This window comes from Kribbella sp. NPDC043289 (assembly GCF_056436705.1).
In genome coordinates, this window is sequence record NZ_JBWKCB010000002.1 from 576,228 (window position 1) to 598,336 (window position 22,109).

The 22,109-nt window shown below is 69.4% G+C and carries 22 protein-coding genes; 13 read left to right on the forward strand and 9 right to left on the reverse strand.

All coding sequences use genetic code 11. The annotated features are described in order from the left end of the window. Entirely contained in the window at positions 1-960 is a 960-nt protein-coding gene (locus AC0662_RS14575) for a sugar-binding transcriptional regulator (RefSeq protein WP_478300919.1), read from the reverse strand. A gap of 147 nt (positions 961-1,107) precedes the next feature. Between AC0662_RS14575 and AC0662_RS14580 the strand changes: the two genes are divergently transcribed. The 6 genes from AC0662_RS14580 to AC0662_RS14605 all read left to right on the forward strand — a co-directional run bounded on the left by AC0662_RS14580 (position 1,108) and on the right by AC0662_RS14605 (position 7,849). Further along, positions 1,108-2,475, forward strand: coding sequence for an ABC transporter substrate-binding protein (locus tag AC0662_RS14580; RefSeq protein ID WP_478300921.1), 1,368 nt, complete (start codon positions 1,108-1,110; stop codon positions 2,473-2,475). A 12-nt stretch (positions 2,476-2,487) separates the two neighbouring features. Continuing rightward, on the forward strand, positions 2,488-3,450 hold the full coding sequence (locus AC0662_RS14585; RefSeq protein WP_452200904.1) for a carbohydrate ABC transporter permease: 963 nt from the start codon (positions 2,488-2,490) through the stop codon (positions 3,448-3,450). 94 nt (positions 3,451-3,544) lie between these two features. Next, a complete protein-coding gene (locus AC0662_RS14590; protein ID WP_478300924.1) occupies positions 3,545-4,369 on the forward strand; it encodes a carbohydrate ABC transporter permease in 825 nt (274 codons plus the stop codon). Continuing rightward, a complete protein-coding gene (locus AC0662_RS14595; protein ID WP_478300926.1) occupies positions 4,366-5,829 on the forward strand; it encodes a mannitol dehydrogenase family protein in 1,464 nt (487 codons plus the stop codon). The genes AC0662_RS14590 and AC0662_RS14595 overlap by 4 nt, the downstream gene beginning before the upstream one ends. Before the next feature lie 10 nt (positions 5,830-5,839). Further along, positions 5,840-7,303 (forward strand): FGGY family carbohydrate kinase, encoded by a 1,464-nt coding sequence (locus AC0662_RS14600; protein WP_478300928.1) that lies wholly within the window; start codon positions 5,840-5,842, stop codon positions 7,301-7,303. A 54-nt stretch (positions 7,304-7,357) separates the two neighbouring features. Next, entirely contained in the window at positions 7,358-7,849 is a 492-nt protein-coding gene (locus AC0662_RS14605) for a YkvA family protein (RefSeq protein ID WP_478300930.1), read from the forward strand. A gap of 21 nt (positions 7,850-7,870) precedes the next feature. Here AC0662_RS14605 and AC0662_RS14610 read toward each other — a convergent pair whose 3' ends face one another. Both AC0662_RS14610 and AC0662_RS14615 read right to left on the reverse strand, forming a co-directional pair. Next, positions 7,871-8,155, reverse strand: a complete 285-nt coding sequence (locus tag AC0662_RS14610; protein WP_478300932.1) for a hypothetical protein — start codon at positions 8,153-8,155, stop codon at positions 7,871-7,873. Beyond that, a complete protein-coding gene (locus AC0662_RS14615; protein WP_478300934.1) occupies positions 8,152-8,895 on the reverse strand; it encodes a sulfite exporter TauE/SafE family protein in 744 nt (247 codons plus the stop codon). The genes AC0662_RS14610 and AC0662_RS14615 overlap by 4 nt, the downstream gene beginning before the upstream one ends. Positions 8,896-8,977: 82 nt before the next feature. Here AC0662_RS14615 and AC0662_RS14620 point away from each other — a divergent pair, with 82 nt between their 5' ends. Beyond that, complete coding sequence (locus tag AC0662_RS14620) at positions 8,978-9,853, forward strand: LysR family transcriptional regulator (RefSeq protein ID WP_478300936.1); 876 nt, start codon at positions 8,978-8,980, stop codon at positions 9,851-9,853. Here the strand turns inward: AC0662_RS14620 and AC0662_RS14625 are convergent. Beyond that, positions 9,850-10,551: a TetR/AcrR family transcriptional regulator gene (locus AC0662_RS14625; protein ID WP_478300938.1), complete on the reverse strand. Its 702-nt coding sequence runs from the start codon at positions 10,549-10,551 to the stop codon at positions 9,850-9,852. The genes AC0662_RS14620 and AC0662_RS14625 overlap by 4 nt on opposite strands. 70 nt (positions 10,552-10,621) lie before the next feature. Between AC0662_RS14625 and AC0662_RS14630 the strand changes: the two genes are divergently transcribed. From AC0662_RS14630 to pepN, 3 genes are read left to right on the forward strand one after another with little or no spacing between them, the layout of a single operon-like run. After that, positions 10,622-11,701, forward strand: a complete 1,080-nt coding sequence (locus tag AC0662_RS14630) for an FAD-dependent oxidoreductase (RefSeq protein WP_478300940.1) — start codon at positions 10,622-10,624, stop codon at positions 11,699-11,701. Positions 11,702-11,711: 10 nt separating this feature from the next. After that, positions 11,712-12,083: a hypothetical protein gene (locus AC0662_RS14635; RefSeq protein WP_452200922.1), complete on the forward strand. Its 372-nt coding sequence runs from the start codon at positions 11,712-11,714 to the stop codon at positions 12,081-12,083. Positions 12,084-12,098: 15 nt separating this feature from the next. After that, positions 12,099-14,537, forward strand: coding sequence for an aminopeptidase N (gene pepN / locus AC0662_RS14640; RefSeq protein WP_478300942.1), 2,439 nt, complete (start codon positions 12,099-12,101; stop codon positions 14,535-14,537). Here pepN and AC0662_RS14645 read toward each other — a convergent pair. Beyond that, a complete protein-coding gene (locus tag AC0662_RS14645) occupies positions 14,524-15,063 on the reverse strand; it encodes an RNA polymerase sigma factor (protein ID WP_452200926.1) in 540 nt (179 codons plus the stop codon). The genes pepN and AC0662_RS14645 overlap by 14 nt on opposite strands. 38 nt (positions 15,064-15,101) lie before the next feature. Between AC0662_RS14645 and AC0662_RS14650 the strand changes: the two genes are divergently transcribed. Together AC0662_RS14650 and AC0662_RS14655 are read left to right on the forward strand one after the other, a co-directional pair. After that, a complete protein-coding gene (locus AC0662_RS14650; protein ID WP_478300945.1) occupies positions 15,102-16,112 on the forward strand; it encodes a serine/threonine-protein kinase in 1,011 nt (336 codons plus the stop codon). Between the two features lie 17 nt (positions 16,113-16,129). Continuing rightward, complete coding sequence (locus tag AC0662_RS14655) at positions 16,130-16,732, forward strand: hypothetical protein (RefSeq protein ID WP_478300947.1); 603 nt, start codon at positions 16,130-16,132, stop codon at positions 16,730-16,732. On the opposite strand, the gene AC0662_RS14660 is transcribed toward AC0662_RS14655, so the two are convergent. Next, complete coding sequence (locus AC0662_RS14660) at positions 16,729-18,324, reverse strand: HD domain-containing phosphohydrolase (RefSeq protein WP_478300949.1); 1,596 nt, start codon at positions 18,322-18,324, stop codon at positions 16,729-16,731. The two genes, AC0662_RS14655 and AC0662_RS14660, sit on opposite strands and share 4 nt — an antisense overlap. Positions 18,325-18,430: 106 nt before the next feature. Between AC0662_RS14660 and AC0662_RS14665 the strand changes: the two genes are divergently transcribed. Then, positions 18,431-18,802, forward strand: coding sequence for a cupin domain-containing protein (locus AC0662_RS14665; RefSeq protein WP_452200934.1), 372 nt, complete (start codon positions 18,431-18,433; stop codon positions 18,800-18,802). Here AC0662_RS14665 and AC0662_RS14670 read toward each other — a convergent pair. From AC0662_RS14670 to AC0662_RS14680, 3 genes are read right to left on the reverse strand one after another with little or no spacing between them, the layout of a single operon-like run. Continuing rightward, positions 18,792-19,805 (reverse strand): S66 family peptidase, encoded by a 1,014-nt coding sequence (locus tag AC0662_RS14670; protein ID WP_452200936.1) that lies wholly within the window; start codon positions 19,803-19,805, stop codon positions 18,792-18,794. The two genes, AC0662_RS14665 and AC0662_RS14670, sit on opposite strands and share 11 nt — an antisense overlap. A gap of 3 nt (positions 19,806-19,808) precedes the next feature. Beyond that, positions 19,809-20,681 (reverse strand): aldehyde dehydrogenase family protein, encoded by an 873-nt coding sequence (locus tag AC0662_RS14675; protein WP_452200937.1) that lies wholly within the window; start codon positions 20,679-20,681, stop codon positions 19,809-19,811. Next, the gene (locus tag AC0662_RS14680; protein ID WP_478300952.1) at positions 20,671-22,107 is read right to left on the reverse strand and encodes an aldehyde dehydrogenase family protein; all 1,437 of its coding nucleotides are present in this window, start codon (positions 22,105-22,107) and stop codon (positions 20,671-20,673) included. The genes AC0662_RS14675 and AC0662_RS14680 overlap by 11 nt, the downstream gene beginning before the upstream one ends. Positions 22,108-22,109 lie beyond the last annotated feature (2 nt).

The window sequence follows — 22,109 nt, forward strand, 5'->3', positions numbered from 1 at the left end:
TCAGTGTGACTCGTCCAGCAGTGCCTTCGCCAGGGGTGCGTGGGTAACGATCCCGTTGACCAGCCCGCTGCGGACGGCGGCCCGCACCGCCGCGAGCTTCGCCAGACCGTACGGAATCGCGATCACCTCGTCGATCTTGTCCATCTGTTCCGCGTTGATCGCGATCACCCGGTCGGTGACGCGGCTCTGCACGGCCTGACCGTCCGCGTCGACGAACACCCCGGAGATGTCCGCGACGACGCCGCGTTTGGCCAGCTGTTCACAGGCCTTCTCGTCCATCGCGTCGTACAGCGTCGACTGTCCGGCCGACCACGACCCGAGCCCGACGACAGCCTTCGACACCGAGTCGAAATGGCTGATCGCCTCGGCCACCTCGGGCTGCTGCCGGAGCGCGCGAGCCGTCGCCGCATCCGGCACCACGAGCGGCGCATAGAACAGGTACGCCGGACCGCCGGACAGGCGAGCGGTGTGACGTACGAGCTCCACCGAGTTCGCCTCGACATCGGGACGGGTCAGGGCACCGGTCAGCTGGACCACCGGCACCGGCGCGAGCGTGGTGAGCTGCTCGGTCATCGCGGTCACCGCCCGCGCCCACGCGAGGCCGAGCACGTCCTCGGCCGTGACGATCTCGGAAAGTAGATCAGCCGCGGCCTTGCCGAGCTGGGTCCGCAACGCCGGCTCGTCGACCTCGGGGGTGTCCACCACGATCGCGCGGCGCAGACCGAGCGACTCCTGCAGCCGCGCGGACAGGTCGATGTCGATCGCGCCGGGGTGGCTGATCTCGATCCGCACCAGCCCGCTGCTGCGCGCCTGGTCCAGCAGTCGCGCGACCTTGAACCGGCTGAGCCGGAACTCGTCCGCGATCTCCACCTTCGACCGCCCGTCGACGTAGTACCGCCGCGCGACCGACGCGGTGAGTACCAGCTGAGCCGGCCCGAAGGCGCCAGCGCTCGACTCCATCACAGCCTCCCCGCTCATATGAGCACGTGTGTACCCAAGTGTTGCACAGACCCTTGACAGGTCAAGGGGCTTCCCGGTCTACTCATGCTGTGAGCGGAGGCGTGCTCAAATGAGCGGGCCCGAGGCGGAGCGGCAAGGGAGTGGCTCGTGCTGAGTAGGCGCAAACGCATCGGAGCGGTCGGGGTCGCATTCCTGGTGAGTGTGGTCAGCGGCTGTGCGGGCTGGGGAGGCGGAGCCGGCGGTGGTGACAGCGCGGACAGCATCAACGTGCTGATGGTGAACAACCCGCAGATGGTCGACCTGCAGAAACTGACCGCCGAGAACTTCACCAAGCAGACCGGCATCAAGGTGAACTTCACCGTGCTTCCGGAGAACGACGTCCGGGACAAGATCAGCCAGGAGTTCTCCAGCCAGGCCGGTCAGTACGACGTCGCGTCCGTGAGCAACTTCGAGATCCCGATCTATGCCAAGTCCAAGTGGATCGCGCCGCTGTCGGACTACATCGCCAAGGACTCCGCGTTCGACCAGGGCGACATCCTGAAACCGATGACCCAGTCGATGACCGGTGAGGACGGGAAGATCTACGGCGAACCGTTCTACGGCGAGTCCTCGTTCCTGATGTACCGCAAGGACATCCTGGCCGCCAAGGGCGTGACGATGCCCGCGAAGCCGACCTGGCAGGAGGTCGCCGACATCGCGGCCAAGGTCGACAACGCCAAGCCGGGGATGCGCGGCATCTGCCTGCGCGGCCAGCCCGGCTGGGGCCAGCTGTTCGCTCCGCTCACCACAGTCGTGAACACCTTCGGCGGCACCTGGTTCACCCAGGACTGGCAGGCGCAGGTCGACTCGCCGGCGTTCACCGAGGCCACCAAGTTCTACGTCGACCTGGTCCGCGCGCACGGCGAGGCCGGCGCGCCGCAGGCCGGGTTCACCGAGTGCCTGAACAACACCATCCAGAGCAACGTCGCGATGTGGTACGACGCCACGTCGGCGGCCGGATCGCTGGAGGCACCGAACTCGCCGGTCAAGGGCAAGATGGGCTACGCGCCGGCGCCGGTCGTGAAGACCGACAGCTCCGGCTGGCTGTACGCGTGGGCGTGGGGCATCCAGGAAGCGTCGAAGAAGAAGGACAACGCCTGGAAGTTCATCTCCTGGGCCTCCGGCAAGGACTACGAGCAACTGGTCGGCGAGAAGGTTGGCTGGTCCAACGTTCCGGCCGGCAAACGCACGTCGACGTACGCGAACGCGGAGTACGTCAAGGAGGCGGCGGCATTCGCCGAGCCGACCAAGCAGGCGATCGAGAACGCGGACCCGAGCAACCCCGGCACGCAGCCACGGCCGGCGCCCGGGATCCAGTTCGTCGACATCCCGGAGTTCCCGGATCTCGGGACCCAGGTCAGCCAGGACGTGAGCTCGGCGATCGCCGGGCGGATGAGCGTCGACAAAGCCTTGAACCGCGGGCAGGAGCTCGCCGACGACGTCGCGGAGCGGTACCGCTCGCGCGCAGCGAAGTGAGGGGTGCAGTTCATGTCCGTCGACGCGAAACCTGACACAGCGACCCGGCCGAAGCGGCACGCGGCACCACCCGGCTCCGAGGGCACAATCATGCGCAAGGCCGGCGACTGGGCCCGGCGCGGTCCGTTGCTGCCGGCCCTGGTGTTCATGATCATCGTGACCCAGCTGCCGTTCGTGGTCACGATCGTGGTGTCCTTCATGGACTGGAACGCCTACTACCCGGACGAGCGCGGGTTCGCCGGCGTGGACAACTTCCGCCGGGTGCTCACCGACGCCAACACCCGGCACGCGATCCTGGTGACGATCCTGCTCACCGCGGGCGTGGTGCTGCTCAGCCTCGTACTCGGTCTCGCGATCGCGCTCCTGCTGGACCGCAAGTTCCGCGGCCGCGGCGCGGTCCGGACGATGATGATCACGCCGTTCCTGGTCGTCCCGGTCGCCGCCGCGCTGCTGTGGAAGCACGCGCTGTACAACCCGACGTACGGCTTGTTCAACGGGGTGCTGAAGTGGTTGTTCGGTGAGAACGCCCCGCAGCCGGACTGGATCAGCAACCAGCCGCTGTGGTCGATCATCTTCGCGCTGGTCTGGCAGTGGACGCCGTTCATGATGCTGATCCTGCTGGCCGGTCTGCAGAGCCGTCCGCTCGACGTCATCGAGGCGGCCGGGATCGACGGCGCGAACCAGTGGGAGATCTTCCGCTACATGACGCTGCCGCACCTGCGCCAGTACCTGGAGCTGTCCGCGCTGCTCGGCTCGATCTACGTCGTCCAGAACTTCGACGCGGTGTTCACGATCACGTCCGGCGGCCTCGGTACGGCGAACCTCCCGTACACGATCTACCAGACCTTCTACACCGCCCACGACTACGGCCGGGCGTCGGCGGCCGGCGTGATCGTCGTGATCGGCACCATCGCCATCGCGACGTTCGCCCTGCGGTCGGTGTCCACGCTGTTCCGAGAGGAGACCGGTCGGTGAATGAGCGAAGCGAATTCACAAGAAAGCACAGTGCGCGTCGCGAAGCGGCGCCCGGAGCGAAGCGAGGACGACGTTGAGCGGCCAGGTCACGATTGTGACGGGCAAGAAGAACCGCGGTGGTGGGTTCGTCCTGAGCGGGCTGGCGTGGATCGTCGGGATCCTGTTCGTGCTACCGGTGGTCTGGATGTTGCTGACGTCGTTCCACTCCGAGGAGAACGCGGCGAAGAACCCGCCGGACCTGGGCGCGCCGCTGACGCTGGACGGGTACCGGTCGTTCTTCGACAGCGGTCCCTGGCCGTCGATCGCGAACTCGTTGACCGCGAGCATCCTGTCCACGGTGCTGGTCCTTCTGCTCGCGTTCCCGGCGGCGTACGCGCTGTCGATCCGGCCGGTGAAGAAGTGGACCGACGTGCTGTTCTTCTTCCTGTCCACGAAGATGCTGCCGGTGGTGGCAGGCCTGCTGCCGATCTATCTCTTCGCGCAGTCGGTGCACTTCCTGGACAACATCTGGCTGCTGATCATCCTGTACACGTCGATGAACCTGCCGATCGCGGTCTGGATGCTGCGCAGCTTCCTGTCCGAGGTCCCGGTGGAGATCCTCGAGGCGGCCTCGGTGGACGGCGCGTCGCTGACCCGCACGCTGCGATCCGTGGTCGCACCGGTGGTCACGCCGGGGATCGCCTCGGCCGCTTTGATCTGCTTCATCTTCAGCTGGAACGAACTGCTGTTTGCCCGAGTGCTGACCGGCACAGTGGCGCAGACGGCGCCGGTGTTCTTGACTGGGTTCGTGACAAGTCAAGGATTGTTCCTCGCCAAAGTCTGTGCCGCGTCGATCGTGGTGTCGCTGCCGGTGCTGATCGCCGGGTTCGCCGCTCAGGACAAGCTCGTCCAGGGTCTGTCGCTGGGGGCGGTCAAGTGAGACTGACGACCACAGCTCTCGGTGCCCTCGGCAATGAGGTCGGCGTCCCGACGTACGACCGGACGGCGGTGACGCCCGGCATCGTGCACTTCGGCGTCGGCGGCTTCCACCGCGCGCACCAGGCGATGTACCTGGACCGGCTGATGAACGACGGCAAGGCCCTCGACTGGGGCATCGTCGGCGTCGGCGTCCTCCCGCAGGACCGGCGCATGTACGACGCCCTCGCGGCGCAGGACCACCTGTACACGCTGGTGATCAAGCACCCGGACGGGACCCTGGAGCCCCACGTCATCGGGTCGATCGTCGGGTACCTGTTCGCGCCGGACGACCGCGAGGCGGTGCTGGCCCGGATGGTCGACCCGGCGACCCGGATCGTGTCGCTGACGATCACCGAGGGCGGGTACCACGTCAACCAGGTGACCGGTGAGCTCGACACCTCGGACCCGGCGCTCGCCGCGGACCTGGAGCCGGGCGCGACGCCGGGGAGCGCGTTCGGGTTCATCGTCGAGGCGTTGCGCCGGCGGCGCGAAGCCGGCGTACCGCCGTTCACGGTGATGTCGTGCGACAACATCCCGGGCAACGGGCACGTGGCGCGCAAGATGCTCGCGTCCTTCGCGCGGCTGAAGGATCCGTCAGTGGCCGAGTTCCTGGAGACCGAGGTGCGGTTCCCGAACTGCATGGTCGACCGGATCACGCCGGTGACCACGGACGCGGACCGGGAGGCGCTGGCCGAACGGTTCGGGATCGAGGACGGCTGGCCGGTGGTGTGCGAGCCGTTCACGCAGTGGGTGCTCGAGGACGACTTCGGTGGCGTGCGGCCGCCGTACGAGGATGTCGGCGTCCAGATCGTCGAGGACGTCGAGCCGTACGAGCTGATGAAGTTGCGGCTGCTGAACGCGTCGCACCAGGCGCTGTGCTACCTCGGTTTCCTGTCCGGCTACCGATATGCGCACGAGGTGTGCCAGGACAAGCTGTTCGTCGACTTCCTCCTCGCCTACATGGACAACGAAGGTACGCCGACGTTGCCGCCGGTCCCCGGGGTGGATCTGGACCGCTACAAGCACCAGCTGATCGAGCGGTTCGCGAATCCCGAAGTACGGGACACGCTCGCGCGGCTGTGTGCGGAGAGCTCGGACCGGATCCCGAAGTGGCTGCTGCCGGTGGTGCGCGAGCAGCTGGCGGCCGGGCGGGAGATCACCCGCTCGGTGCTCGTGGTCGCGTCCTGGGCGCGGTACGCCGAGGGCGTCGACGAGGAAGGTCAGCCGATCGAGGTGGTCGACCGGTTGCGCGACAAGCTGGTCGAACGGGCGCAGCACAACCGCGAGGAGCCGCTGGTGTTCATCTCGGACCCGGACCTCTTCGGCACGCTGGCGTCCGACGGGGAGTTCGTCACGCAGTACAAGGCCGCGTTGAAGTCCCTCCACGAGATCGGCGCCCGCGCCACCCTCGAGTCCCTTTAGTCTGGCTTCTATGACTGAGCTGAGGCTGGTGGCCGGGGTGGACTGCTCCACCCAGGCGACCAAGGTTCTGGTGTGCGACGCCGAGACCGGAGCGATCATTCGCGAAGGGCGGGCGCCGCATCCGGACGCGACCCAGGTGGACCCGGCGGAGTGGTGGAAGGCGTGGGAGACCGCGTCGGACGGGCTGCTCGACGGCGTCCAGGCGATCGCGATCGGCGGGCAGCAGCACGGCATGGTGCTGCTGGACGACTCTGGTGAGGTCGTCCACCCGGCCGTGCTGTGGAACGACACGAGCTCGGCCGACGCGACCACCGAGCTGATCACCGAGCTGGGCGGCCCCGAGGCGTGGGCCGAGGCCGTCGGCTCGGTGCCGGTCCCGAGCTTCACCGTCACGAAGCTACGCTGGCTGCGCGATTCGGCCGCGGACGATCCTGCGGGCGATGCGCTGGGCGAGGCCCGACGCGAGGCGGTACGGCGGGCCGCGGCCGTCGTACTGCCGCACGACTGGATGACGCAGCGGCTGGCGGCGGACCGCAAGGGCATCGAAGGCATCACCACCGACCGGGGCGATGCCTCCGGGACCGGGTGGTGGGCGCCGTCGACGGACAGCTATCGCACCGACCTGGTCGAGCTCGCCTTCGGACGTTCGCTCGAGCTGCCGCGGGTGGCCGGCCCGGCGGAGATCGTCGGGCAGACGGCCTTCGGCGCCGCGATCGCGGCCGGTACGGGGGACAACGCAGCCGCCGCGCTCGGCCTCGACCTGCAGCCCGGCGACGTCGCGGTCTCCCTCGGCACGAGCGGTACGGCGTTCGCCCGGTCCGCGCACCCGACGAAGGACGCGTCCGGTCTGGTCGCCGCCTTCGCGGACGCCACCGGCGAGTACCTGCCGCTGGTCTGCACGCTGAACGCGGCCCGCGTGATGTCGGCGACCGCGCAGATGCTCGGCCTCGAACTGTCCGCCTTCGACGAGGCGGCGATCACCTCGCCCGGCAGCAACGGTCTGGTCCTGCTCCCGTTCCTGGACGGCGAGCGTACGCCGGACCTCCCGCACTCGACCGGTCTGATCTACGGCCTGACCCGCGCCACGATGCAGCCTGCGACGATGGCCCGCGCCGCCGTCGAGGGTCTGCTCTGCGGCTTGGCGGATGCCGTCGACGCGCTCCGCGACCAGGGGCTGCCGGTCCGCCGCGTGCTGCTCCTCGGCGGCGGTGCCCGATCCCGATCCGTCCAGGCGCTTGCCCCGGCCCTGCTCGGCGCCGACGTCGTGCTCCCCGAGCCGGCGGAGTACGTCGCCCTAGGAGCGGCCCGCCAGGCAGCCTGGGCCCTGTCCGGCGCCGACGCCCCACCCACCTGGAACGTCCCCCTCAGCAAGCCCGAGCCGGCCATCACCGTGAACGCCGAAAAGATCCGCGCCGACTACGAACAGGTCCTCACCAACACCCGCCCCCTCCTCGCCCAGCCTTACAACCAGTAACTGCCCGGCTCGGCGCGAGGGGCGGGGCCTGGAGTCTCGCCCTACCCTGGGTGGATGGTGTACTTCGGTGGGTTGCTCGGTGTGATCGGGCTGCTGACTTTGGTGTTCCGGCACGGGGACGTGTTCGGTGTGCCCGGCGTGGCGGTGGGGATCGGGCTGCTCGTCATCGGGATCGCGGTCGGGGCGCTCGGCGTCGTCCGGCGGCGGGTGGTGCGGCGGCGGAAGATCGAGCGCGGCGAGCCGGTGCCGGTCGGGAACGTGATCGAGCGGGCGAAGGCGGTGCCGCGGCTGCTGCGCGACGTACGCCGGGGCGCGTACACCGACCTGCCGCGGAACCGGACCTTCCTCTGGGTGCTCGCGATCGTCTACCTGATCTCGCCGATCGACATCCTGCCGGACCTACTCCCGGTCATTGGTGTCACCGACGATGCCGGCGTCGCGGTCTGGCTGCTCACCAGCGTGTCGACCGCGGCCGGCCTGTACCTCCGCAAGGAACGTGAGCAACTCCCGCACGAGCCGCCCCGCGGCCGCCGCGCCACCCCGTAGCCAGTCGCTGTGGGGAGGCTTTCAGTCCCGAATCGGGCAGGAATCCTCCCCAGTGGCGGCACCGAGCCAGTGAGCGATGTCCTCGGCGGCTTCGTCGGGGTGCTCGTAGGCGAAGCGCTGGAGGGGATCGGGTGGGAGTTCGGGTGACGTGAGGCGGTCGGCCGCGGCGACGAGCTGTTGCGCCGCCGCGAGCACGCGCGCCGCCTGGGCGGTGGCCTCGGCGGGATCGTGCAGCGTGGCGACCGCGGTCGCCAGGTCCGCGACCTCACAGGCCTGATACGCCATCGCGAGCTGGGCGCGGTTCATCCGAAGGCTCGCACGAAGAAGATCGCCGTCATCGCGACCGCGGTGCCGAGCACCAGGCCGCGCAGCACCAGCGGAGCCAGACGGCGTACGAGATGGGCGCCGAAGTAGCCACCGACGACCGCGCCGGCGAGTAGCGCGACCAGGTGGACCGGCTGGGACAGGACGTCGGCCGCGAACACGAAGATCACCGCGGCGGTCAGGTAAACGGCCGCGACCTGGATGACCCGCAGCGGGTTGCCGCGGGCCGGATCAAGGGTCGTCGTGGCGGTCCAGAACGCGAGCATCATCAGCCCGACCGCGCCGCCGAAGTACCCGCCGTAGATCGCCAGCACGAACTGCCCGATCAGGATCGCCGCCGGGCCGGGCTTGCCGAGCCGCAGCGCGGCCGTCAGCCGCTTGCCGAACGCGAGTACGACGGTCGCGAACGCGAGCAGCCACGGCACCGCCGCGTCGAAGGAAGCGGACGGCAGCAATAACAGCAGTCCCGCGCCGATCGCGCCGCCGAGCACACTCGCGAGCGTTAGCCGGGCCGGCGACGGGTGCGCGAAGCCCTCGATCTCCCGCCGGTAGACCCACGCGCTGGTCGCGTTCCCGGGCAGCAGCGCGACGGTTGTGGTCGCGTTCGCGGTGACCGGAGGCATCCCGGCCGCGACGAGGGCGGTGAGGGCCACGAAGCTCCCGCCGCCGCCGACCGCGTTCAGGGCGCCGGCCGCGACACCGGCCAGGAGGATCAGCAGCACCCTTCGAGGATCAGGGGTCGGCGCGCTCGCCACAATGCGCGATCCCCGTAGCCAGCCTCAGTCTGAGACGTAGGCTGAGCTCATGCGGTACGACCTCGACGACCTCCGGCTGTTCACGCATCTTGCGGCGGAAGGCTCGATCACCGCCGGCGCGCGGGTGATGCACCTCAGTCTGCCTTCGGCCAGTGCGCGGGTCAGAGCACTCGAAACGCAGGCCGGCGTACCGCTGCTCGTGCGCGAGCGCCGCGGTGTCCGGCTGACCCCGGCCGGCGCCACCCTGGCTCGACACGCTCGGGAGGTGCTCGCCGAAACCACTCGTCTGGACAGCGCGGTCGCGTCGTACGCCGGCTCTCGGTCGGCACCGATCCGCCTGGTCGCGGGCGGGTCCGCGATGCACCAGCTCGTCCCCCTCGCGCTCGCCACGTTCCTCCGCGATCATCCCGAGTGCGACGTGAACGTGAGCGAGCGCCGTACCGTCCGGATGGTCCGCCTGCTCGCGGCGGGTGAGGCGGATCTCGGTGTGATCCTCGACGACGAGCCGACCCAGCTACGGACGGAGCCGCTCGCCGACGACTCCCTCGTCGTGATCGGTCAGGCCGGCGGCACCCTCTCGGGCCGCGCCTCGATCGCGTACGCCGAAGTCGCGGAGCACCCGCTGGTCGGGCTCGACCGCAACTCGCCACTCAGCGAGTGGATGGACGATCGCCTCGGCCCGCACGCGCCCGTGCCGCGCTACCGGACGCTCGTCCCGACCCTGCACGCGCTGATCATTCTCGCGACCGCCGGCGCCGGACTGGCCGTCGTGCCGCGCCGGGCCGTGCACGCGAACGCCGAGGTCGACATCTGCCCGTTGCAGGACGCCTGGTCCACCCGCGGCCACTTGATCTGTTACGCCGCCGACGCTCCGGACTCGGTGAACCTGCTCGCCGAACACCTGCACGCGGCGGCACGTCTCTAGCTGGGCAGCTGGGCTCGGATGCCGTCGATCAAATAGCCGAGGCCGAGGTCGAAGATCTCGGAGGCTTTGCGGTGGCGGGCGTCGTGCACCCATTCCGCGAGCACGGGGTACTTCCCGGTGCCGAACATGCGGGTCAGGTAGGGACCGGTGGCGTGCTGGAACTGGTGCCGGTCGAGGCCGCTCGCGCGTTCCGCCCGGCGCTCGGTGACCTCCTTGCGGACCGCACCGACCAGGTAGACGTTCACCGCTTCGAGCGCGCCGGACAGCGCGTCGATGTCGTCAAGACCGGTGGCGCGCAGCGCGGACAGCGACGCCTCGGTGTGCGCGAGGGCGGCCGGACCGAACCGCGGCCTGCCGCCGAGGAGGTCGGCGAACCACTCGTGGCGCAGCGCCGCGTCGCGGAGTCCGGTCGCGATGGACCTCAGGACGGCGTCCCAGGTCGCTCCGGTGGGTGGCGGAAGCTCGGCGTACACGGCGTCGACCATGAGCTCGAGGAGCTCGTCCTTGGTGTCGACGTACCGGTAGAGGCGCATCGGGCCGGCGTCGAGCGCGGCGGCGACCTTGCGGAGCGAGACGGCCTCCAGGTCCGCGGCGTCGGCGAGCTCGATCGCGGCCCGGACGATGCGTTCCCGGCTGAGCGGACTCGGACGCCGCCGCTCGGCCGGCTCGGGGCGCTCCCAGATCACGGGGTTGTCCATCACAGGCAGGAACAATACACCGACCTCATGCGATACAGTGTATTTCTCAATACAGTGTATCGAAAGGAGCATGCCTGTGATCGCGATCATCGGCGGTGGACCCGGCGGCCTGACGCTCGCGCGGATCCTGCAGGTCCACGGCATCGAGTCGGTCGTGTACGAGCGTGACTCGTCGAGCGCCGCCCGCACTCAGGGCAGTATGCTCGACCTGCACGCCGGCACCGGCCAGGCAGCCCTGCGCGCGGCCGGCCTCGAGGATGAGTTCCTCGCAGCAGCGCGCGGCGAAGGTCAGGACCTGCGGATGCTGGATCACACCGGCGCGCTGCTGCTCCAGGAAGACACCCCGGACGACGCGCCGATGCTGCGTCCGGAGATCGATCGCGCCGACCTGCGCGAGCTGCTGCTCCGCTCGCTCGCGCCGGGGACCGTTCGCTGGGGGAGCGCCTTCACGCATGCGGAGGGACAGCTCCTGCACTTCGCCGACGGGAGTACGGCGCTCTGTGACCTCCTCGTCGGAGCCGACGGGGCCAACTCCCGGGTACGTCGGCTGCTCACCGGCACCGAGCCGGCGTACCAGGGGAAGGTCGTGGTGCAGAGCGCGATTCACGAGGCCGATCGCGCCGAGCCTGAGCTCGCCGCGATGGTTGGCCGCGGCAACTACTGGGTGTTCGGTCCGGACCGGATGCTCGGCGCGCAACGCAACGGGAACGGGGTGATCCAGGTGAGCATCTCCATCCAGGCGCCGGCCGATGCGGACCCGGCGGCCGTCACGGATCTGCCGGGTGACTGGGCGCCGCAGTTCCGCCGGCTGCTGGCCGCGTGTGACGAGCCGTTCGTCGTGCGCCCGGCGTACACCCTGCCGATCGGTTTGCGGTGGGCGCGCCGGCCAGGTGTCACGCTGCTCGGGGACGCCGCACACCTGATGCCGTCGCACGGTGAGGGTGCGAACCAGGCCATGCTCGACGCGGCCGAGCTCGCCCGGGCGATCGCCGCGCACCCTGGTGACCTGGACGCCGCGCTCGAGCAGTACGAGCCGGCGATGTTCGACCGGACCGCCGAGGTCGCGGAGCGGTCGGCCGTTGTCGCCGAGATGATGACCGGGCCCGATGCCGCCCAGAAGGTTCTGAGGTTCTTCACAGGCGTCGACTAGGTTGGTCGGCGTGGATATTCCGCTGCAGGCGTTCGAGGCCCTTCTGCACAGTCCGAATGTGCCGACCGTCTGCCGGGCGCTGAACATGTACCAGGTGGCCGCGGCGTACACGCAGTTGAGCGGTGGTAATCCGCTCGAGCCGCTCGCGGCCGACGTACGGCAGGTAGCGCTGGAGATCCTGTCCCGGCCGCCGGTCGAGGCGAGCGAGGACATCGCCGCCGGCTTCGATCATGTCAGCGCACTGAACGTGCTGACCACGCTCGCCGAGCCCGACGACCTCGCTGCGATCACCGCGGTGCAGGAAGGCACGAGCGACGAGCAGGTCCGGGCGGTCGCTTCGCTCGCGGCAGACACCGCACGCCGGAAGACGACCGGGTCCTAGGGATAGCGTGCTGTTATGCGCGCGTTGACAGTCGAAGAAGCCCGGCGACGGGCAGCGGACCTGGCCCTGCGGTCGTACGAGATCGCGTTCGACCTCACCGATCCGGGTGACACGTTCCTGGCGACCAGCCGGATCCGGTTCGGGGCCACGAGTACGACGAGTTGGGTGGACGTGAAGCCCGAGCGGCTGATCGGCGTCGAGCTCAACGGGCAGTCGCTCGGGCCCGGCGCGCTCGTCGGCGGGCGGTTCCCGCTGACCGGTTTGCAGCCGGAGAACGAGCTCGTCGTCACCGCGCAGATGAAGTACTCGACGGACGGCGAGGGCCTGGTGCGGTCCGTCGACGCGGCCGACGGGCGCGTCTACACCTACGGCATGTCGTCGCTGGAGTCCGCGCCACGCTACTTCCCGTGCTTCGACCAGCCCGACCTCAAGGCGCCGTACACGGTCACCGTGCGGTGCCCCGAGCACTGGGTTGTCCTGGGCAACGGTGCGGCCCGGCGGACGGCGCCGGGGGAGTGGGCGCTCGTCGAGACCAAGCCGCTCTCGACGTACTTCGTCACGCTGGTCGCCGGCCCGTTCCACCAGATCCGCAGCGAGTACGACGGGATTCCGCTCGGACTCGCCTGCCGGCAATCGCTGGCCGAACACCTGGAGCGGGACGCCGAGGACCTGTTCGGGACGACCCGGGAGGCGTTCGCGGAGTACCACCGGATGTTCCGCCAGCGGTACCCGTTCGGTGAGTACTGGCAGGTGTTCGTCCCGGACTTCAACCTCGGCGCGATGGAGAACCCGGGCTGCGTGACGTTCGCCGACAGCCTGGTGTTCCGCGGGCAGGCGACCGAGGCGGAACGCAGTACCCGGGCCCGGGTCGTCGTACACGAGATGGCGCACATGTGGTTCGGCGACCTGGTCACCATGAAGTGGTGGAACGACATGTGGCTGAACGAGTCGTTCGCCGAGTACATGGCACACCGCGTCTCCGAGGACGCCACCAGCTACGCCGGCAACTGGACCGACTTCGCCTTCGTCCGCAAGTGGTGGGGACTGGTCACGGATCAGAGCAGCTCGACCCATCCGGTCGCCCCCGACACGCTCAAGGATGCGCGACAGTCGCTGGACGACTTCGACGGCATCTCGTACGCGAAGGGCGCGGCCGTCCTCAAGCAGCTGGCGAAGTACCTCGGCGACGAGGTGTTCCTGAAGGGCGTGAACGCGCACCTGGACGCGCACGAGTACGGGAATGCCGATCTCCAGGAGTTCATCGCCAAGCTGACGGAGGCGGGCGCGCGCGATCTCGACAACTGGTCGGACCAGTGGCTGCGAACGTCAGGGCTGGACACGATCACCGTCGAGCGGACGGATGGCGGTGTGGTGCTGCACCGTACGAGCCCGGACAGCTCGCGGCGCCTGCACAAGTTGAGCGTCGGCGGGTACGGCGCCGACGGTTCCGCCAGCGTGGTCGATGCGGTGCTCGCGGAGGACTCCGTAGAAGTTGTCCTGGGCAATGATGTGGTGGTGCCGGACGCCGGGGACGACACCTGGGCGAAGGTTCGGCTCGACCCGATGAGCCTCTCGAACCTGCCTGACGTGCTGCCGAAGATCTCGGACGGGACGACGCGCGCCGTGGTGTGGAACTCGGTGCGGGACTCGGTGGCGGATGCCGAGTTGGATCCGCGGCGCGCGCTCGAGCTGTTCGCAGCCGCACTACCTCACGAAGTCAGCGACGTCGCCGTCGGTTCACTCGTCCAATGGCTCGAGAACCGTGTCCTCGGCCGCTACCTCGACTACGACGAGTACCGCGCCCCCGCCGCCGACGCCCTGCGCGGCAAGCTGTCCGTCACCACTCCGGGCAGCAGCCTGCAGTTGGTGACGGCTCGGGGCCTGATCGCGACCAGCGACGACGCCGACCTGCTGACGTCCTGGCTCAACAGTGCGGCCCCGGAAGGACTCGAGATCGACGCCGACCTGCGCTGGGCAATCGTCCTGCGCCTGGTGCGGCTGAACGCCTTCGGCGCCGGCGAGATCGACGCGGAGTTGGCGCGCGACCGGTCGACCGAGGGCGTCAACCAGGCGGCGCGTTGCCGGGCCGCGCTGCCCGACGGCAAGGAGGCCGCCTGGACGCGGATCATGTCCGACCCGTCGATCGGTGTGAAGGAACTGCTCGCGGCCGCCGAAGGCTTCTGGCACCCGGGTCAGGCCACGATCACCGCGCCGTACGCCCGCCGGTTCTTCACCGACATCCCGCACACCGGCGAGATCCGCGCAGGCATGGTGCTCGGCCTCACCGCGCACCGGATGGCCCCCCGGTTCGCGATCGAGGAGGAGCTGGTCGCCCCGGCGGAGGCCCTGATCGCGGACGAGAGCGTCGTGTCGGGCATTCGCCGGCAGACCGCCGATTACCTCGACGACCTTCGGCGGGCGCTGGTGGTACGGCGTACTTTCAGCGGACGGTGAGGCGTTCGGCGACGGCTTTGCGGGCCTGGTGGATGCGGGCCTTGACGGTGCCCAGCGGGACGTCCAGTTCGTCGGCGATCTCGGCGTACGACAGCGCGCCGAGGTCGCGGAGGACGAGCGGCTGGACGAGCTGCGGGTGGCTGGACTCGAGGGCCTCGAGCGCCTCCAGCAGGTCCAGGCGGGAGCCGGCGATCACCGAGGTGGTGCGCGGGTCGACGGACTCGGGCAGTACCTCGGCGGATTGCTCGACGGAGCGGCGCTTCAGCGAGCGGTAGGTCTGGCGGGCCTGGTTGGTGGCGACGATCGTGACCCAGCCGGCGAAGCTCCCGGTGCCCTTGAACGTGTGCACCTTGTTGGCGACCTGCAGCAGGGTGTCCTGGACGGCCTCCTCGGCGTCCTCCCGATAGGGCAGGAACTTGGCCACCCGGCGCTGCACCTGCGGCCGGATCACCTGCAGGATCTGCGGGATGACCGACTGGTCCCCGGACGCCGCCCGGGCCGCCAGTTCTTCCAGCTCCTCGGTCATGTTCCCCCTTGACTCGGTCGTGCACGACAATAGCCGGGATGGATGTCATCGGGCGGTACCGGTTGCGGGACAAGATCGGCGCGGGCGCGTTCGCGACCGTCTGGCGGGGGTACGACGACGACCTGGACGTCGACGTCGCCGTCAAGGTACTCGCGGACAACTGGGCGTCGCGCGCCGACGTGCGCGAACGCTTCCTGTCCGAGGCCCGGCTGATGCGCCGGATCTCCAGCGACCGGGTGGTGCGCGTCTTCGACCTGGGCAAGCTCGACGACGGGCGCCCGTACTTCGTGATGGACTACGTCGGCGGCGGCACGCTGGGCGACGTACTGCGGCAAGGGCGGCTGGACGCGGTGGACGCGCTCTGGTGGGGCGCGGACCTGGCGCGGGCGGTGGCCGCGCTGCACGGTGAAGGCGTGGTGCACCGCGACGTCACCCCGGCGAACCTGCTGCTCCGAGCGGGCGAGGAGTCCGGCGGCGGCACTCATCGGATCGTGCTCGCCGACCTGGGCCTGGCGAAACGGGCCGCGGAGGCATCCGGACTCACCCAAGCAGTCGGTACGCCGTCGTACATGGCGCCCGAGCAGGGACGCGGCGACGGTGGCTTCGACGAGCGGGCAGACATCTACGCGGTGGGTGCGGTGACGTATGCGCTGCTCACCGGACATCCGCCGTACTCCGCGGCCTCGATCGGCGACGTGCTCAACCGGGATCCGGATCTGCCACCGCCGAGTCTGCGACCGGTGCTGCACGACTCGGTCGGGCAGCTCGACGACGTCTTCGCGCGGGCGCTGGCCTACCGCGTCGCCGACCGATGGGAGCGCGCGGACACGCTCGCCGACCGGCTGGAGGCCGAGGCGTACCGGCTGGAGCAGGAAGCGCCGCTGCGCGCGGCCGAGCGGACCGCGATCACCGACGACGAGCTGGACACGACCGTCGCCACCGACCCGCCCACGCGCAGGCGGCGGCGGATGCGGGCCTGGTTCCTGCTGGCCCTGCCGGTGGTGTTCGTCGGGGCAGCGGTCGGCGGCTGGTTCCTCTTCGGAGCGTGATTGCTTAGAGTAGTCGTATGGCTACTTGCTGCAGCTTTGTGGTGGCTCTCGCCTTGATCGCCCCGACTCCCGTAGCTCAACCCGTTGCCAGCTATGCCTGCCGGGCCGACACCAAGTTCGGCCGGCACACCCTCTCGTTGCGGCAAGGCGTCGATGCGAAGGCGCCGGCGACCGTCCGCCCGAACACCCGCTTCACGATCGCCGTCGACCTCAAGCCCGGCGCCCTGCCCAGTGAGGTCAAGGGCTTCAAACTCCAGGAGGTCCGGGACCTGGCCCTCCGCGTCCCGGTCCCGGCGAACTCGTCGTACGTCGGCGCGCAGCTCACCGGCGGCTCCGGGCTGAACTCGACCCCGACCGTCCGGCTCGACGGCAACGTCGTCGTCATCACGGTGGCCGGCCCGATCCCCGGCGGCGCGAACTACCAGCTCCCCATGCTCGGCGTCCGGCTCAAGTCCGGCCGTCGCGGCACGGTCGTCGAGACCAAACTCAAGGGCACCGGGTACGACGACCCCGGCCTCACGCTGCAGGCCAAGATCAAGTGGAAGTTCATCACCACCACAGCACCTGTCGCCTGCTACCCGGACCCCAACCCGGCCCTCACTACAACCACAATCCGCTAACCCCGCCCGTCCCCCGCGCTGGGCAGCCCTCCTTCCGGCTGTTCCTCAGGGAGCAGGCCGTGCCGCGTGGCGAAGAGTGCCGCGGCGGCTCGGTTCGACACACCGATCTTCGTATAGATGTGTTCGATGTGGTTGCCGACGGTCTTGGGGGTGACCACGAGGCGCTTCGCGATCTCCTTGTTCGGCAAACCGCGGGCCGCGAGACGGAGGACGTCGGCCTCTCTGTTCGTGAGGCCGGCGTTGTCGGCACGTCGGCGCGGCACCCGATGGCCGGCGACGGCGAGCACCGCCGCAACCGCGTCGGGGTCGAGCCGGCCTTCTCGCGCGTCGGCCCGTAGTACCTGGGCGGCCTCGTCGGGGGTGTGTGGCGCCCGGTGTGGGCGGGGCTCGAGCATCGCTTGGTAGCTGTCGGCGGCGGCGACGACGCGTGCGGCGCCCGAGATGCTGTCACCGGCGATACCGCTGGGGTAGCCGGATCCGTCGAGTCGTTCGCGGTGCTGGCCGACGATGCGGGCGGTCGGAGCCAGCGCCGCGGAATGTTGAAGCATGCGCCCGGCGAGTTGCGGCACGAGCCGTACGCGCTCCCACTCGGCAGCGGTCAGTGGACGGGGCTTGTCCCACACGGCATTCGACACTCCGAGGCGTCCGAAGCCCACGGCCAGCCCGGCGCGATAGACCGACGAGCGTTCCACCGCCGTCATCCCGACGCCGGATGCGGCAGCCGAGGCGAGGCTCGCGACGGCTTCGGAGTGACCAAGGAAGAACGGAGACTTCAGGTCGACGAACCGACCGATGGCAGCGAGCGCGGCGTCGACCTTGGACGGCGGGAGCACGCGCAGTGCCGGTTCGCCTTCCAGTACGGCGTCCCACGAGCCGATCTCGTCGAGTTCGTGGAACACCTTCCCGGCGTTGGCTCGAAGGGTCTCGACGAGACCCGGATCGAACTGCGTCCCCGCTCCGCGGGTGGCGAATGCGACGGCGCCGTCGACACCGTGGTTGCGATGGGCCACTTCGGCGAACTCCGCGAGCTGGATGACGCGGGCCGCGATCGGGATCTGGTCACCGTGGCGTTCGCCGGGCCACCCGCGCCCGTCCCATCGCTCGTAGGACCCGGCCAGCGCGTCGAGCGCCCCCTCCGGAAGATCGAGTTCCTCGCCGAGCGCGCGGGCGAGACGGGCGTGCTCCGCGATCATCGTCTCGACCCCTCGGTGACCGCCGAGCAGGAACTCGAAGCCGACCCGCAGGCGATGCAGTGGCGGCGAACCGGCTCCGAGGAGCCCGAGCATCGTCGTCAGCTCGGCCAGCTTGCTCGCCGGGTCGTCGTACTTGTGGGTCTTGAACGCGATGTCGTCGCCGAACCAGCGAGCCTGTTCATGGGCATCCGCGTGGCAGCCGACGTTGACGAGCAACGCGCTGTAGTACGCAGCGGCTCGGGTGTCCTCGTCGACGCCGGCCAGCTCACACAGTCGCGTCGCGATCCGGCACTGGCGCAGTACATGCTCCATCGGCTGCCCGAAGGCCAGGTCGATCCCGAGTGACAGCGCGGCGAGCAACTCCGCCAACCGGATGTCCGGCTCCGCACCTCCGCCCATGATCGAAGCATAGGCCGCCGCCGATCGGAAGATGAGGGATTCGCCCCATGACCGGCTGTGACCGAGCTGGTTACGGTCCTGTGAGGATCGAACGAAAGGAAAGACCATGGCGAAGGCATCGAGTGCGAGCGCCGACAAGGTGGCTGACTACGAGGTAGCGATCGACCGGACGGCCGAGCTCGACGGTTACACCGTCAACTTCACGACCATCACCAAGAGCCACGATCTCGGCCCGATGCTCGCATCGCTCCCGGGCGGGAACTGCTCATGTCCGCACTGGGGCTACGTGTTCAAGGGCCGATTGATCGTTCGGTACCCGGGCGGTGAAGAGACCATCGAGGCAGGCAACGCCTACTATCTGCCACCCGGGCACGCGCCCGAAGCCGAAGCGGGCACCGAACTCGTCCAGTTCAGCCCGACCGAGCAGCTCGCGGAGACAGAGGCTGCGATCGCCAAGGTCCTGCACGTCAGTAACTGACGGTGATCCGTTCGGCGGTTGGGTCGATCCGGACCTGGCCGCCGTACGGCAGTGTCAGCATCGGGTCGGTGTGGCCGATGTCGAGGCCCTTCACCACGACCGCGTCCGGGTTGTACTCCGCCAGCGCCCGATCGACCGCGATGTACTGGTCGGCGACGTACGCGACCGACTGCTCCGGCGTCAGCTCCTGGAACAGCGACCGCGACTTCGGCCGACCCCACAGCACCGCGTCGAAGCGCTCCAGCAGGCCACGCTCGCCGAGGTTGCGGAGCATCCAGTAGACGTGTTGGGACGACGGCATTTCCTCGCTGGTCTCGCAGAACAGCACCCCGCCGTACGACTCGGTGGGCAGCATCCAGCGGTTCGCGGCGAGTTGCCAGTCGAGGATCTCGATGCAGCCGCCCCAGAGCTTCCCGCTGACCTCGCGGGTGCCGCTCCAGGTCCAGCCGGTGCCGGGGAACAGCGGTGGCTCGGTCTCGAGGTTCGCCGGGATGGCCCAGTCGTGATCGACGTCGGTCCAGCCGGTCGCCGGCGTCAGTTCGAACTCGCCGCCGTCGAAGATCGCCGCCCGCAACGACCGCTCGGAATCCGGGTGCATCGCGCCGCCGCGCCCGAACTGGACCATCACACTGCCGCCGTAGTAGCCCGGCAGCCCCAGCGAATGCAGGAAGTTCAGCAGGTTCGTGTTGTCGCTGTACCCGAAGAACGGCTTCGGGTTCGCCCGGAAGACCTCCGGGTCGAGGTGCTTCAGCACGGTGAGCTGATCGGACCCTCCGATGCTCGCGAACACCGCCCGGATAGTCGGGTCCGACCAGGCCGCGTGCAGGTCCGCGGCCCGCTCCTCCGGCGAGGTCCGCAGCTTCCGGGTCGTCGGGTACTCGACCGGGTCGAGCCCGAAGTCCTCCCGCAACCGGCGCAAGCCGAGCTCGTACGGCAGCGGGAAGATCTCCGGCAGTCCACCGGACGGCGAGACGATCGCGATCCGGTCACCTGGCGTCAGCACCGATCAGACTCCGATCGGGTGCCAGACGGTCTTCAGTTCCAGGTACTGCGTGAGTCGCGAGAGTCCCTGATCCGCGGTCCAGTCCTCCTCGGCGGGACGGCGTACCCGCTTGAGGTTGTCGGCGGCGGCGACCTCGAGAGCGGTCGCCTCCTCAGGATCCTCGACGCCGCACAGGTCGATCGCGTTCACGTCCTGGTGCGAAGCGAGCCACGGACCGATCTCGGAGGCGGACCCGGTGAGGATGTTCACCACGCCACCCGGGACGTCGGAGGTCGCCATCACCTCGCCCAGCGTCACGGCCGGCAGCGGGCGCTCGTACGACGACACCGCGACCACCGTGTTGCCGGAGACGATCGCCGGCGCGATCACACTGGTCAGACCGAGCAGGCTGGAGTCCTGCGGGGCGAGGACCGCGACCACGCCGGTTGCCTCGGGCAACGAGAAGTCGAAGTACGGGCCGGCCACCGGGTTGCTGGAGCCGACCACCTGGGCGAGCTTGTCGGCCCACCCGGCGTACCAGACCCAGCGGTCGATCGAGGCGTCCACGACCGCGCGGGCCTTCGAGATCGACAACCCCTCGGAGGCGGACACCTCGGCACTGAACTGCTGGTGCCGGCCCTCCATCACCTCGGCGATCCGGTACAGCACCTGACCCCGGTTGTACGCCGTCCGCGCGTGCCAGCCGTTGAACGCCTTACGGGCCGCGACGACGGCGTCGCGGGCGTCCTTGCGAGAGGCCTGCGACGCGTTCGCGAGGAACTTGCCCTTGGCATTGGACACGACGTAGGACCGGCCGGACTCACTGCGCGGGAAGGCACCACCGATGTACAGCTTGTAGGTCTTGCGTACTTCGAGCCGCTGCGTCTCAGTGGGCAAGGTAGGCCTCCAGACCGTGGCGACCGCCCTCGCGGCCGTAGCCCGACTCCTTGTAGCCGCCGAACGGCGACGTCGGGTCGAAGCGGTTGAACGTGTTCGCCCAGACCACGCCGGCGCGCAGCTGGTTCGCCATCCAGAGGATCCGGGACCCCTTCTCGGTCCAGATCCCGGCGGACAGCCCGAACGGGGTGTTGTTCGCCTTCTCGACCGCCTCGGCCGGGGTACGGAAGGTCAGCACCGACAGCACCGGCCCGAAGATCTCCTCGCGGGCGATCCGGTGTGCCTGCGAGACGCCGGTGAACACGGTCGGCGGGAACCAGTAGCCGTTGGCCGGCAGCTCGCACTCCGGGGACCAGCGCTCGGCGCCCTCGTCCTCACCGACCTGCGACAGCTCGCGGATCCTGGCCAGCTGGGCCGCGGAGTTGATCGCACCGATGTCGGTGTTCTTGTCCAGCGGATCACCGACCCGCAGCGTGCCCATCCGACGCTTCAGGCGCGCGAGCACCTCGTCGTACACGCTCTCCTGGACCAGCAGCCGGGAGCCCGCGCAGCAGACGTGGCCCTGGTTGAAGAAGATGCCGTTGACGATGCCCTCGATGGTCTGGTCGAGCGCGGCGTCCTCGAAGACGATGTTCGCCGCCTTGCCACCGAGCTCGAGCGTGACCGCCTTGTGCGTCCCGGCCACCGACCGGGCGATCGCCCGGCCGACCTCGGTCGACCCGGTGAACGCGACCTTGTCGACGTCCGGGTGCTCGACCAGCGCCTGACCGGTGCGGCCCGCGCCGGTGACGATGTTCACCACGCCCGGCGGCAGATCGGCCTGCTGGCAGATCTCCGCGAACGCCAGCGCGGTCAGCGGCGTGGTCTCGGCCGGCTTCAGTACGACGGTGTTCCCGGCGGCCAGCGCGGGCGCGATCTTCCACGCCAGCATCAGCATCGGGAAGTTCCACGGGATCACCTGGGCGGCGACACCCCACGGTTGCGGGTCGTCGCCGACACCGGCGTACTCGAGCTTGTCGGCCCAGCCCGCGTAGTAGAAGAAGTGCGCGGCGACCAACGGGATGTCGACGTCGCGGGACTCGCGGATCGGCTTGCCGTTGTCCAGCGACTCCAGCACCGCCAGCTCGCGCGAGCGCTCCTGGATCAGCCGCGCGATCCGGAACAGGTACTTCGCCCGGTCGCGACCGCTCATCGGGCCCCAGACCTTGTCGTAGGCCTTCCGGGCCGCGCGCACGGCCTTGTCGACATCGGCCGGTCCGGCCTCGCTGACCTCGGCCAGCACTTCCTCGGACGCCGGCGACACGGTCTTGAACGGCTTCCCGTCCGTCGCGTCGGTGAACTGCCCGTTGATGAAGAGCCCGTACGACGACTTGATGTCGACGATCGCCCGTGACTCGGGTGCGGGTGCGTACTCGAATCTGCTCATGC